The sequence below is a fragment of the Streptomyces sp. NPDC006610 genome, assembly GCF_040611575.1.
In the GTDB taxonomy this organism is placed as follows: domain Bacteria; phylum Actinomycetota; class Actinomycetes; order Streptomycetales; family Streptomycetaceae; genus Streptomyces.
Genome location: NZ_JBEXOP010000005.1, coordinates 204360 through 218066, shown reverse-complemented (window position 1 = coordinate 218066; position 13707 = coordinate 204360). Strand labels below are relative to the sequence as shown.

9 protein-coding genes are annotated in these 13707 nt (G+C 74.3%); 7 read left to right on the top strand and 2 right to left on the bottom strand.

The genetic code is table 11. The features are described from left to right. Positions 1-26: 26 nt before the first annotated feature. Both ABZY13_RS06530 and ABZY13_RS06525 read right to left on the bottom strand, forming a co-directional pair. Positions 27-1643: an NADH-ubiquinone oxidoreductase-F iron-sulfur binding region domain-containing protein gene (locus tag ABZY13_RS06530; RefSeq protein WP_356627746.1), complete on the bottom strand. Its 1617-nt coding sequence runs from the start codon at positions 1641-1643 to the stop codon at positions 27-29. Next, positions 1640-3091 (bottom strand): cytochrome b/b6 domain-containing protein, encoded by a 1452-nt coding sequence (locus tag ABZY13_RS06525; RefSeq protein WP_356627745.1) that lies wholly within the window; start codon positions 3089-3091, stop codon positions 1640-1642. Before ABZY13_RS06525 ends, ABZY13_RS06530 begins: the two co-directional genes overlap by 4 nt. A gap of 388 nt (positions 3092-3479) precedes the next feature. On the opposite strand from ABZY13_RS06525, the gene leuS reads away from it, so the two are divergent. The 7 genes from leuS (at position 3480) to ABZY13_RS06490 (ending at position 13638) form a co-directional block, all read left to right on the top strand. Continuing rightward, positions 3480-6356, top strand: coding sequence for a leucine--tRNA ligase (gene leuS, locus ABZY13_RS06520; protein WP_356627744.1), 2877 nt, complete (start codon positions 3480-3482; stop codon positions 6354-6356). 256 nt (positions 6357-6612) lie between these two features. After that, a complete protein-coding gene (locus ABZY13_RS06515) occupies positions 6613-7383 on the top strand; it encodes a hypothetical protein (protein ID WP_356627743.1) in 771 nt (256 codons plus the stop codon). A gap of 68 nt (positions 7384-7451) precedes the next feature. Further along, on the top strand, positions 7452-8297 hold the full coding sequence (locus tag ABZY13_RS06510) for a DegV family protein (protein ID WP_356627742.1): 846 nt from the start codon (positions 7452-7454) through the stop codon (positions 8295-8297). A gap of 459 nt (positions 8298-8756) precedes the next feature. Continuing rightward, positions 8757-9800 (top strand): ComEA family DNA-binding protein, encoded by a 1044-nt coding sequence (locus tag ABZY13_RS06505; protein ID WP_356627741.1) that lies wholly within the window; start codon positions 8757-8759, stop codon positions 9798-9800. 128 nt (positions 9801-9928) lie between these two features. Continuing rightward, complete coding sequence (locus ABZY13_RS06500) at positions 9929-12481, top strand: ComEC/Rec2 family competence protein (protein ID WP_356627740.1); 2553 nt, start codon at positions 9929-9931, stop codon at positions 12479-12481. Positions 12482-12512: 31 nt separating this feature from the next. Then, complete coding sequence (locus ABZY13_RS06495; RefSeq protein ID WP_356627739.1) at positions 12513-13343, top strand: arylamine N-acetyltransferase; 831 nt, start codon at positions 12513-12515, stop codon at positions 13341-13343. 49 nt (positions 13344-13392) lie between these two features. Next, positions 13393-13638, top strand: a complete 246-nt coding sequence (locus tag ABZY13_RS06490; RefSeq protein ID WP_356627738.1) for a hypothetical protein — start codon at positions 13393-13395, stop codon at positions 13636-13638. Positions 13639-13707 lie beyond the last annotated feature (69 nt).

The window sequence follows — 13707 nt, the reverse complement described above, 5'->3', positions numbered from 1 at the left end:
TCCCGCTCTTCCCGGTGGATACGGCGTCAGCGGCCCAGCGCCCGCCGCCCCCGCTCGCGACCCTGTGACAGCACCGGCAGATTGCTGCGGGCCGGCGGTCGGGACGGGGCCTCCTCCTCGATGCGCAGGGCCAGCGCCGGGCAGCGGCGCACCGCACGCAGCGCCTTCGCCTCCGCGTACCGGGGCACGGACGCCTGGGCGACCGTCGGAAAGCCGTCGGCGCCCAGCTCGAAGACCTCCGGGAGGATGTCGGCGCACAGTCCGTGCCCCCGGCACAGCGTCCAGTCGACGTGAATCCTCTGCCGGCTCGGCCCGCCGTCCCCGGCCTCGCCGCCCGGGACGCCCGTCGGGGTCCCGCCGGCCGCGAAGAGCGGCAGCACGCCCTGCACCGGGCGTCCGCAGCCGTTGCCCAGGACGTGCGCCGCGAGGTCGTCGGTGAACGCCTCGACGGTCGACTCCAGGAACATGGCCGAGCCGTCGGGGTGGGAGCACGCGCCGCGCCGCTTGACGTTCCCGGCGACCTGCCTGAGCGCCTCCAGGGCGGCCGGACCGCCACCGTTCAGGACGTCCGCCAAACCCCGCGCGGCGGCCGGTAGACCGAGGTAGCAGGGGCCGCACTGGCCCGCGCTCTCCTCCGCCAGCCATTGCGCCACCCGAAGCGACTCGCCCAGCGGGCAGGTGTCCTGGCCGATCGGCAGGATCGCGCCCGCGCCCAGCGAACCGCCCACCGCGTCCAGCGAGTTGCGGGAGACCACCGCCTCGCCGGCCGTCGCCGTGTCGATCCACTTGCCGTGGTAGCCGCCGGTCAGCACGCCCTGCGGCACCGGTGGGGCGCCGGCCAGCTGGAGGACGTAGCGCAGCGGCACGCCCGTGGGGACCTCGATCACCATCGGGCGGGCCACCGCGCCGGAGACGGTCAGCATGACGGTGCCCGGCTCGTCGTACAGGCCGGTGTTGCCGTAGCGCTCGGGGCCGATGCGGGCGGCGACGGCCAGCTGGGCGAAGGTCTCGGCGTTCGACAGCAGGGTGGGGGCCCCGCCGACGCCGCTCCTCGACGCGCTGATCTTGCGGCCCGGCGGGATCGCCGGGCCGCCGTCGATCGAACGGATCAGCGAGGCGGCGGCGCCGGTGACCATGCGGACCGGGTTGCGCTGCACGCGTGCGCGCAGCGCCGATCTGCGTCCGTCGCCGAGGCCGCGTTCGGCGAGCGCGGCCTCCATGGAGCGCTGGGTCGACTCCCGGGTCACGCCGATCACCAGCCGCCGCGCCCCGAGAGCCTCGGCGCACAGCAGCGCGCCGTCCAGGATCAGGTGCGGGGCACGGTTGATGAGGACCGTGTCCTTGCGGCAGGCCGGTTCGTCCTCGCTGCCGTTGACGACGACCACCGGCCGGACGCCGCGCCCGATCGCCGATTCGGCGACCGCGCGCAGCTTCTTGTGGAAGGGGAAGCCCGCGCCGCCGCGGCCCCGGAGGCCGATGCGTTCGGCGAGCCGGGCGAGCTGCTCGCCGCCCATGGGGTCGAGCGGCCCGTGCACCTTCAGGTGCATGGGCAGATCCAGTCGTTCGACAAGGTCGAAACCCGACGTGAGCTGGGGAAGCCCGACCACGCGGACTTCGGGTACGTCGGGCAGAGCCTCGTTCACTTCAGGCCTCCGGAAGGCGTGGTCCAAGGGTCGCCCGAACCCGGCGCCTCGAAGTCGTGGGGATCGTAGGAGGCGCCGGGGGGTGCAGCAGTGGTGGGACCGCTGTTGTCCATGTCGTCCGGGTGATACGTGCCGTGGAGGGTGTTCGACTCAACGGTGTCGCGCGGATCACTTCCGGCGTGGCCGACGAAGCCCGGATCGCCGTAGGCCGGGATGGTGTGTCCGGTGTCCTGGAGGGGGTCGTACGCCGACGGGGGCGCCTCGCCGACCGGGAGCGGGGACGGAACGGGCCAGGCGGCGGAGGCGCCGGCGTCCGTGCGGGGGAGGGGCTCGGTGGGCTGGAGGTCGGCGTCGGAGGTGTGGGCGCACCGGGAGGCGCGGGAGGCGCGGGGCGGGCGGGACGAGCGGGAGACGGCGCGGTAGGCGGCTGCGAAGCCGCCGGCGGGCTCGGTGGGGGAGGGGCGGCCGGCGGGGTCGGGGGCCGTCGCCCGTTCGTAGCCGGGCAGGGGGCGCTCGTGGCCCGGCAGCGCGGAGCCCTGGCCGGGCGGTGCGGTCCCGGACGCCGTCCGCGCGCCGCTCTCGCCGAGTTCGTCGCGGCCCTGCCCGTCCGGGGAGCCGAGGAACGCGGTGATCAGGACGGCGACCCGGCGCTTGACCGGGCGGGGCGCCGCGCGCAGGGCGAGGGCGGCGGCGACGCCGGCCACGCACAGCAGGTACAGCACCACGAAGACCGTGTCCGCCTCGCGGCCCGCGAACAGGCCGTGGAGCAGGGCGGCGCACCAGGCCGGGTAGGCCAGCGCATGCATCGCCCGCCAGCGTGCCGCGATCGGGGCCGGGGAGGCGAAGGCGCTGCGCAGGGCGCCGGTGAGGCCGACGAAGACCATGAGCAGTCCGGCCGCCGAGCCGAGGCCGATGAGCCCGGCGCTGCCGGCCACGCCGAGCGAGAACGGGATCACCACGGCGACGAGGCCGACGTGGTCCAGGGCGAGCTTGACGGTGATGTGCAGCAGCAGGAACGCGATCGAGGCGACGGCCGTGGTCCGGTGCACCGCCTGCCCGACGAGCCGCTGGCGCGCGGTGAGGAAGATCCGGTCCTGGGCGACCAGACCCCAGATCACCGAACAGGTCAGGGAGACCAGCGACAGGACGCCCGCGCCGAAGTTCAGGAAGTCGCGGAACCCGTCGCCTCCGGCCAGAACGGCCACGGGGATGAGCACCAGGGCGACCGCGGTGGCGACGCCGTAGGCCGAGCGGCCGGGTGCGGGGAGGGCGGCGCGGCCGCTCCTGCGGGAGGCACTGCGGGAGGCACTGCGGGAGGCACTGCGGGAAGCGGCACGCGAGGCGCCGCGTGAGTGCGACGGGCTGAGGGGGCTCGGCGGGTTCAGCCGGTTCGCCGGGATCGGCGGATTCGGCGGGATCGGCGGGATCGGCGGTTTGAGTGGGTTCATGGGGCACTCCGAGCAGTTCGGTGTAGCGGTCCCGGGCCGCACTCTAGGTCGCGCCATACCCGCGGGTAGGAGGTTTGAGTTATTGCGTTGTTATCAAACGATGATCCACTTGGAGTCTTGACCCTTAGCGACTGTTACGCGAAGTAACCAGAGTGAATGTCGCACGGTGTTCGGTGGACGGAACGTCGTCGCGGCCCCGTCGAGGGCTGCGGTACCCTGACGCCATGCGTGCCGTACGCCTTCTGCTTAGCGAGCCGCGCTGATCAGTCCCGGCCACCGATGAGTCGTGTGGCCGGAATCGGCGCGGCGTCCCCTCCTGTGCGAGGGGATTTTTCATTTCCGGAAAGTCGCAGCCGCAGGCAGAGACGATCGATGGAGCTTTGAGGACATGAGCGAGACGAACCCCGCCGCTGCCGCCGCACAGGCGGAGGCGGCGCCGCACCGCTACACGGCCGCCCTGGCGGCCGACATCGAGGCACGCTGGCAGGACGTCTGGGACGCCGAGGGCACCTACGCGGCGCCGAACCCCAAGGGCGACCTGGCGGGCGACCCGGAGCTGGTCGCCCGGCCCAAGAAGTTCATCATGGACATGTTCCCGTACCCCTCGGGTGCGGGCCTGCACGTCGGCCACCCGCTGGGCTACATCGCCACCGACGTCTTCGCCCGGTTCCAGCGCATGACCGGCCACAACGTCCTGCACACCCTGGGCTTCGACGCCTTCGGCCTGCCCGCCGAGCAGTACGCCGTGCAGACCGGCACGCACCCGCGCGTGTCCACCGAGGCCAACATGGAGAACATGAAGGCCCAGCTGCGCCGGCTGGGCCTGGGCCACGACAAGCGCCGGTCGTTCGCCACGATCGACCCGGAGTACTACAAGTGGACCCAGTGGATCTTCCTGCAGATCTTCAACTCCTGGTACGACGACGAGGCGCGCAGGGCCCGCCCGATCTCCGAGCTGGTCGCCCAGTTCGAGTCCGGTGAGCGTCCCGTCCCCGGCGGCCGTTCCTGGAGCGCGCTGAGCGCCGCCGAGCGCGCCGAAGTGCTGGGCGAGTACCGGCTGGCCTACGCCTCCGACGCGCCCGTCAACTGGTGCCCCGGGCTGGGCACCGTGCTGGCCAACGAGGAGGTCACCGCCGACGGTCGCTCCGAGCGCGGCAACTTCCCCGTCTTCAAGGCCAAGCTGCGCCAGTGGAACATGCGCATCACCGCCTACGCCGACCGGCTGCTGGACGACCTGGACGCCCTGGACTGGCCCGAGGCCATCAAGCTGCAGCAGCGCAACTGGATCGGCCGCTCCGAGGGCGCCCGCGTCGACTTCCCGATCGACGGCGAGAAGATCACCGTCTTCACCACCCGTCCCGACACCCTGTTCGGCGCGACCTACATGGTGCTGGCGCCCGAGCACCCGCTGGTCGAGAAGTTCACCGCGGACGCCTGGCCGGAGGGCACCCACGAGGTGTGGACCGGCGGCCACGCCACCCCGGCCGAGGCCGTCGCCGCCTACCGCGCGCAGGCCGCCGCCAAGTCCGACGTCGAGCGCCAGGCCGAGGCGAAGGACAAGACCGGCGTCTTCACCGGCGCGTACGCCACCAACCCGGTCAACGGCAGCAAGGTCCCCGTCTTCATCGCCGACTACGTCCTGATGGGCTACGGCACCGGCGCGATCATGGCCGTACCGGCACACGACGCACGCGACTTCGAGTTCGCGCGCGCCTTCGAGCTGCCGATCGTCTGCGTGGTCGAGCCCACCGACGGCCGCGGCACCGACACCGCCGCCTGGGAGGACGCCTTCGCCTCCTACGACGCGAGGATCGTCAACTCCTCGGGCGAGGGCGTCTCCCTGGACGGTCTGGGCGTCGCCGAGGCCAAGGCCCGGATCACCGAGTGGCTGGAGCAGTCCGGCATCGGCGAGGGCACCGTCAACTTCCGGCTGCGCGACTGGCTGTTCAGCCGCCAGCGCTACTGGGGAGAGCCCTTCCCGATCGTCTACGACGAGGACGGCGTCGCCCACGCCCTGCCCGAGTCGATGCTGCCGCTGGAGCTGCCCGAGGTCGAGGACTACTCGCCGCGCACCTTCGACCCGGACGACGCCGACACCCAGCCCGAGACTCCGCTGTCGCGCAACGAGGACTGGGTCAACGTCACCCTGGACCTGGGCGACGGCCCGAAGAAGTACCGCCGCGAGACCAACACCATGCCCAACTGGGCCGGCTCCTGCTGGTACGAGCTGCGCTACCTGGACCCGCGCAACAGCGACCGGCTGGTCGACCCGGAGATCGAGCAGTACTGGATGGGTCCGCGCGAGGGACAGCCCCACGGCGGCGTCGACCTGTACGTCGGCGGCGCCGAACACGCCGTGCTGCACCTGCTGTACGCCCGCTTCTGGTCCAAGGTGCTGTACGACCTGGGGCACATTTCGTCGGCCGAGCCGTTCCACAAGCTGTTCAACCAGGGCATGATCCAGGCCTACGTCTACCGCGACGGCCGCGGCATCGCCGTGCCGGCCGCCGAGGTGGAGGAGCGCGACGGCGGCTACTACTACCAGGGCGAGAAGGTCTCCCGGCTGCTGGGCAAGATGGGCAAGTCCCTGAAGAACGCCGTCACGCCCGACGAGATCTGCGCCGAGTACGGCGCGGACACGCTGCGCCTGTACGAGATGGCCATGGGCCCCCTGGACGTCTCCCGGCCGTGGGACACGCGCGCGGTGGTGGGCCAGTTCCGGCTGCTGCAGCGGCTGTGGCGCAACATCGTCGACGAGGCCACCGGCGAGGTGACCGTCGTGGACGCCGAGCCCGACGAGGCCACCCTGCGCGCCCTGCACAAGGCGATCGACGGGGTGCGCGGCGACCTGGAGGGCATGCGGTTCAACACCGCCATCGCCAAGGTCACCGAGCTGAACAACCACCTGACCAAGACCGGCGGTCCGGTGTCGAGGTCCGTCGCCGAGGCCCTGGTGCTGATGGTCGCGCCGCTGGCCCCGCACATCGCCGAGGAGCTGTGGCGCCGACTGGGGCACCAGGAGTCGGTCGTGCACCAGGACTTCCCGGTGGCCGACCCGGCCTATGCGGTCGACGAGACCGTGACCTGCGTCGTGCAGGTCAAGGGCAAGGTCAAGGCGCGGCTGGAGGTGTCGCCGGCCATCTCCGAGGAGGAACTGGAGAAGGTCGCGCTGGCCGACGAGAAGGTCGTCGCGGCGCTGGACGGGGCGGCGATCCGGAAGGTGATCGTGCGGGCGCCGAAGCTGGTGAACATCGTCACCGCCTAGCGTTCGTCACTGCCCGGCGTTCTTGCTGTCGCCTGGTGTTCGTCGCTGCCCGGCGGTCGTCGCTGTCCGGCGCTCGTCACGTCCGGTGCTCGTCACGTCCGGTGTCCGTCGCCGCGTCGTGTGGCGTCCCCTAGGGGAGGCTTCGGGATGTGCGTGGGGGCAGGTTCGGGGTTCTTCCGGAACTCCGGACCTGCCCTTTGCGTTTACCGTTGAAGACGCGGCGCGAGACGGGCCGCGGCCGTCGAGGAGGAGCATCGTGGAAGCAGTCATCGCCGTGGTCGTCCTGCTCTTCGTGCTGCTCCTGGGGCTCGGCGCGTATGCCACGGTGAAGGTGGTCGGCGCCGCCAGGCGCGGCGTGGACCGCACGATCACGCAGGCCAGGCGCACCGTCGAGGACCACACCCTGCGCGCCAAGTCCCTCGCCCAGCCCGGTCCGGCCGGTGAACTGGCCCAGCTGCGGCTGAAGCTGCGCACATCCATGCGGGCCACGCAGGAGGCGCTGCGCGCGGGCGCCGCGGAGGACGAGTCCCTCAAGGAGTCGCTCGCCCTCTTCCAGCGACTCAGCGCCCACGGCCACGAACTGGACGACGAACTGCGCCGTCTGGAGTCCGAGCCCGACCGCTCCACCCTCGCCGAGCGCCTGCCCGCACTGCGCGAACGCACCGAGCGCATCACGCACTCGGCCGACTCGCTGCGCTGGGCCGCCCGCGACCGGGCCGGCCGCTTCGCCGAGGACGAACTGGACCTGCTGAGCGCCCAGATCGACGTGGAGACCGGCGCCCTGCGCCACTGGACGACGGAGCCGAGTGGGTCCACGGATGCCCGGTTCGCCGATGGCCGGTCCACTGACGGCCGGTCCACTGACGCGGGGGCCGTCCCGCCGCCGTGGCCCGAGTCGCCGGCCCCGGCCGCCGAGGGGCAGCCCTCTCGCCGGGCCGAGGAGCCGACACGGCCCGCGATCGCGCCGTCCGCGCCGCGTCCCGCCTACCCCTGGCAGAAGAAGCCGAGGCCCGAGAGCACGACCTGAACCCGGTGTCCGCGTCGCCGTGAGGGCTGGGCTGCCTTCCGGGCGCTACGCCAGGTAACCTCCAGCTCATGTCCCGCCATGTCGCGATCGTCACCGATTCAACGGCCTACCTGCCGCCGAGGACGATGGAGCGCCACGGCATCACCGCGGTACCGCTGACCGTCGTCCTCGGCGACCGAGCGCTGGAAGAGGGCACCGAGATCTCGACCCGCTCCCTGGCCCTGGCGCTCCAGAAGCGACGCTCCGTCACCACCTCGCGCCCCAGCCCCCAGTTGTTCGCGGACACCTACCGCAAGGTCGCCGAGTCCGGCGCGACCGGCATCGTCTCCCTGCACCTGTCCGCCGACCTCTCCGGCACCTACGACGCCGCGGTCCTCGCCGCCCGCGAGGCGCCGGTCCCCGTACGGGTCGTGGACACCGGCATGATCGCGATGGCCCTCGGCTTCTGCGCCCTCGCCGCGGCCGAGGCGGCGGAGTCGGGCGGCACGGTGGACGAGGCGGTCACCGCGGCGGAGAAACGGGCCGCGGGCACCGCCGCCTACTTCTACGTCGACACCCTGGACTATCTGCGCCGCGGAGGCCGGATCGGGGCCGCGCAGGCCCTGTTCGGCTCCGCGCTGGCGGTGAAGCCGCTGCTCCAGCTGGACGGGGGCCGCATCGAGCCGCTGGAGAAGGTGCGGACGGCGTCGAAGGCCATCGCCCGGCTGGAGGAGATCGCCGCCGACCGGGCGGGCGGCACGCCCGTCGACATCGCGGTCCACCATCTCGCCGCGGCCGACCGCGCCGCCGCGCTGGCGGACCGGCTGCGGGCGCGGGTGCCGGGGCTGGCCGATCTGCACGTGAGCGAGGTGGGAGCGGTGATCGGGGCGCATACGGGGCCCGGGTTGCTGGGAGTCGTCGTCTCGCCGCGGTGACCGTCGTGCGACCGTGCTGCGCTGACCGACGGCGGACGACTGTGCTGCGCTGAGCGGAGGCGGACCACCGTGATGCGCATGACCGACGGCGGACGACCGTGCTGCGCATGACTGTCACACGTACGGGGGACGGGGTTTTCCACAAGCGGCTGGTTGTCCCCGGGGATTGAGCAAGATCATCGCGGGAGTGGTCCGGTGTCCCATCCTCGGGGCATGGCACTTCGATCACGCACACGAGCGGCTTCCGTCACCAGTGGACCGGGGCGGCGGCGGGGTTCCGACGGCAGGGTGTCCGATGGGCGGACGCCCGGGGGCAGGGTGCCCGGCGGGCGGGTCTCCAGAGGGGGAGCGGGAGCGTCCGAGGGGCCGGTGTCCGAAGGCACGGTGTCCGACGGCCCGGTGCCCGAGGGGCGAGTGCCCGGGACGCGGGCGACTGGTGGGCGGATTCCCGAGGAGCGGATGTCCGGCGGTCGGGTCTCGCATCGTCGTCCGGGCCGACGGAGCCGACCTGCGGGGCGGCTGCGGGGCGGTCAGCGGCAGACGCCGGCGGAGGAGGTCCGGCGGCGGGCGGGGGTGCTCTTCGGCGAACCCCCGGAGGAGCGGGGGGAGTCGGGGGCGGGGCCACCGGGGATGGGGACGGAGGCGGAGGGGCGGACTCCGGTCGTTCCCGGTTGCTCCGGTCCCTCTGGTCATTCCGGATACACCGGTTACTCGGCTGACCACGGTGACGTCGGTGAGCGTGACCGGGCCGATGCGAGTGCCGGTGCGGGGGGCGGTACCGCCGCGTGGCGGGAGCGGGCCGGGGCGGCCGTGCGGGAGCGGCTGCCGGTGTGGATGCAGGCGCGGTGCGGCCTGGAGCGCAGGAGCGTCGTCGCGCTCACCGTCGTCCTGGTCGTGGCGGCAGGGCTCGCCGTCCAGCACTTCTGGGCCGGGCGGACGGAGACCGTGCGGGCGCCGGAGGTGGTGGGGGCGGCGGTGCCGGATACGGCGCGCGCTGCGGCCCCGGAGCGGCGGACGCCGGTCGTCGCCCCGACGGCCCCGACCGCGTCGCCCGTCGCCGAGATCGTGGTGGACGTCGGCGGGAAGGTGCGCGAACCGGGGATTCACCGACTCCCGGCCGGTTCGCGGGTGGCGGACGCGCTCCGGGCGGCGGGCGGGGTGCGCCCCGGCACGGACCTCACGGACATCAACCGGGCCCGCTTCCTGGTGGACGGCGAGCAGGTGGTCGTCGGCGGACCCGCGCCCGTGGCCGGACCACCGCCCGTGGCAGGCGCCCCGGCCGGGGCGGGCGCGTTACCGGGGGCGGCGGCAACGCCCATCTCCCTCAACACCGCCACGGTGGAGCAACTCGACACCCTGCCCGGCGTGGGCCCCGTGCTGGCCCAGCACATCATCGACTACCGCACCCGGCACGGCGGTTTCCGCTCGGTGGACGAGTTGCGGGACGTCAACGGCATCGGCGAGCGGCGGTTCGCCGACCTGCGGAATCTGGTACGGCCGTGAGGAGCGGGGAGGGAACACGGCACAGGGCCGCTGCAGGGCCTGCCGGTCCTGTCGGGGCTGTCGGGGTGGTCGGGACCGCCCGGACTGTCGGGGCCGTCCGGGCTGCCGGCCCCGGCCGTCGCCCGTCCGTGCACCGGGCGTCGGGGCGGAGGCTGGGGGACGCGCATCCCCGGCAGGAAGGGCCGGCGGATCTGCGGCTGGTCCCGCCGGCGCTCGCGGCCTGGGGGACGGCGGCGTGGGCGCTCACCGCACCGCCGGGGTGGGTGACCGGCGTCGCGGCCGGGTGCGCGGTGACGGGGGCGGGGCTGCTGGCGGCTCGCGGGAGCGGGCGCGGGCCGGGGCAGCGGTGGCGCGGGCGGCGGGGGCACGCGGTGGCCCGGTGGTCCCCAGTGGTTCAGTCGTCCCCAGTGGTCCGGTGGTCCCCGGTGATCGCCGCCGTGCTGCTCTGCGTCGCCGCCGCGGCCGTGTCGGCCGGGCTGCGCGGGGCGGATCTGAGACGGGGGCCGGTGCCGGGGCTGGCGCGGCAGTACGCGACGGTGACGGCGGAGGCGCGGGTCACCTCGGATCCCCGGCTCACCCGGCCGCGGGTGACGGGCAACCGGGCGGCGCCCGTGTCCGTGCTGGTCAACGCCGAGGTGGGGCGGGTCGAGGCGGCGTCAGGGACGTCCGGGGAGGCGACGGGGACGCGGACGCCGGTGCTGGTGGTCGTGGACGCCGGCGGAGGCGCCCGGCGGGAGTGGCTCGGGCTGCTGCCCTCCACGAGGGTGCGGGTGACCGGGCGGCTGGCGCCCGCGCTGGTGGGCGGCGACCGGATCGCTGCCGTACTGCGGGTGCGGGACGGCCCTCCGGAGGTGGTCGCGGGGCCGTCGGGGACCCAGCGGTTCGCGGGGCGGTTGCGGGCAGGGCTGCGGAAGGCCACCGACGGGCTGCCGGCGGACGCGCGTGCACTGCTGCCGGGTCTGGTCGTCGGGGACACCTCGCGGATCACGCCGGAGTTGCACGAGGCCTTCGGGGAGACCGACCTCGCCCATCTCCTCGCGGTGTCCGGGAGCAACCTCACGATCGTCCTCGCCCTGCTGCTCGGGCCGCCGGGCCTCGCGCAGCGCAGTGAACGCAGGGGCCTGGCACCGCGACTCGGGATCTCCCTGCGGGCGACCGCCGTGCTCGGAGGGGTGCTCACGCTCGCCTTCGTCGTGGTGTGCCGGCCGGACCCGAGCGTGCTGCGGGCGGCGGCCTGCGGGGCCGTCGTGCTGCTCGCCCTGGCGACCGGCCGTCGCAGATCCCTGCTCCCGGCCCTGGCCACGGCGGTCCTGCTGCTCGTCCTCCTCGACCCCTGGCTGGCCCGCGGTTACGGCTTCCTGCTCTCGGTGCTGGCCACCGGCGCGCTGCTCACGCTCGCGCCCCGCTGGAGTGCCGCCCTGCGCCGGAGACGGGTGCCGCCGAGGCTCGCCGAGGCGCTGGCGGCGGCGGGCGCGGCGCAGGCGCTGTGCGCACCGGTCGTGGCGGTGCTGTCGGCACGGGTGAGTCTGGTGGCGGTGCCGTGCAATCTGCTGGTGGAGTTCGCGGTCGCCCCGGCCACGGTGCTGGGCTTCGCCGCCCTGGCCGCCGCTCCGGTGGCGATGCCGGTGGCCAAGGCGCTGGCATGGGGCGCGAGCTGGCCCGCCGGGTGGATCGCGGACGTGGCCCGCACCGGGGCGGCACTGCCGGGGGCGGGGGTGGACTGGCGGGGCGACTGGACGGGGGCGCTGCTGCTGGCGCTGGTGACCGGGGTGGTCGTGGCCGTCGGCCGGCGGTTGCTGCGGCATCCGTGGCTGTGCGGGGTCTGCGGGCTGCTGCTGGTGCTGGCGGTGGTGCGGCCCGCACCGCTGGCCAGGGTGATCACCGGATGGCCGCCGCCGGGCTGGCGGCTGGTCATGTGCGACGTGGGACAGGGGGACGCGACGGTGCTCGCGGCGGGAGCGGGCACCGGCGTGGTCGTGGACGCCGGGCCGGACCCGCGCCTGGCCGACCGGTGCCTGCGGTCGCTCGGCATCACCCGCGTCCCCCTCGTCGTGCTGACCCATTTCCACGCCGACCACGTCGTGGGGCTGCCCGGCGTGCTGCGCGGGCGGGCCGTGGGCGCGATCGAGACGACCGGCCTCGAAGAACCGGCGGAGCAGGCCGCGTTCGTGCGAAGAGAGGCCGCCGCCCGGGGCATTCCGGTCACCCGGGCGGCGGCCGGGGAGCAACGGCGCACCGGTGACCTGTCCTGGCAGGTGCTGTGGCCACCGCCTCCCGCGGCGGCCGGCGCCACCACCCCGGCGCCGGAACCGGAAGGCCCGAACGACGCCAGCGTCGCCCTGCTCGTCCGCTCGGCGGGCCTGCGGATACTGCTGCTCGGGGACCTCGAACCCCCGGCCCAGCAAGCCCTGTTGCGGACACCGGCGGCTGGCCTGGTCGACGGGGTGGACGTACTGAAGGTCGCCCATCACGGCTCCGCCTATCAGGAACCGGAACTACTGCGCAGGGCGGCTCCGAGGCTGGCGCTGATCTCTTCGGGAGCGGACAACCCTTACGGCCACCCGGCGCCGAGCACGGTGGCGGCGCTGCGGGCGCAGGGGGCGACGGTGCTGCGGACGGACGTCGACGGCGCCGTGGCGGTGGCGGGCGGGAAGGGGGAGGTGCGCGTGGCGAGGGACTGAGAACCGCGCGGCGGGGACGGACACTGGGGACATGGACTCCGCACAGGCCGACGCCTACCTCCGCAGACTGGGCGTCGCCCGCCCGCCCCGGCCCACCGCCGACGCGCTCCACGAGCTGCATCTGCGCCATCTGCGGACGGTGCCCTTCGAGAACCTGTCGATCCACCTCGGCGAGGAGATCGTGCTGGAGGAGAAGCGGCTGCTGGACAAGGTGGTGGGGGCGCGGCGGGGCGGGTTCTGCTACGAACTGAACGGCGCGTTCGCCGGGCTGCTGACGGCGCTCGGATACGACGTCGCGCTGCTGGCGGCGCGGGTGTACACGCAGGAGGGCCGACCGGGGATCCCGTACGACCACATGGCGCTGCGGGTGCGGACGGCGGACGCGGGGGAATGGCTGGCCGACGTCGGGTTCGGGGCGCACAGCCACTACCCGCTGGCGCTCGGCGACCGGCGGGAGCAGCCGGACCCCGGCGGGACGTTCCGGATCGGCGAGGCGGGGCCGGACGCGGCGGGCCTCCGGGGCGGGCCCGGGGCGCCGGACCTGGACGTCAGCAGGGACGGCGTGGCCGTGTACCGGCTGGAGGTACGGCCGCGGGTGCCGGCCGACTTCGTGACCGGCGCGTGGTGGCACGCCACGTCGCCCGCGTCGCACTTCGGGAAGTCGCTCGTCTGCTCCCGGGTCACCGAGGACGGCGGCCGGATCACCCTCGGCGGGCGGCGGCTGACGGTCACCGGTCCCGACGGGGCGCGGGACGAGCGGGAACTGCACGGGGACGAGGAGGTGCTGGCGGTGTACCGGGAACGGTTCGGGATCGAGCTGGACCGGGTGCCGGCCGTGCGGGAGTCCGCGGGGCGGGAGTGACGGGACCCCGCAGGGCGGGGGCGGGGGGAGGGTGCCGGAAAATGGCGTCGTGAGCGATGTGAGACATGTGCTGGTGCTGCCCGACCGCGATGCCGCCGAGGAGGTGGCGGAGGTGCTCGGCGAGCGCTTCGGCGTCGAGGAGGAACCGCAGCTGGTACGCGACGCGCTGGCCGGCGAGGACGACGCCGAGGACGCCCAGTGGCTGGTCGTCCTGCGCGACGAGGCGGGCCGGCTGGACCCGGCGGAGCTGGACGAGCTGGCGGGGGAGTGGGACGGCTGGCGCGAGGAGCCGTAGGGGGACCGGGGCGGGGCGTCGGGCCGTGCCCGGCGCGCCTTGCGGCTCGGTCGGTCCCGCAGCTCCGGG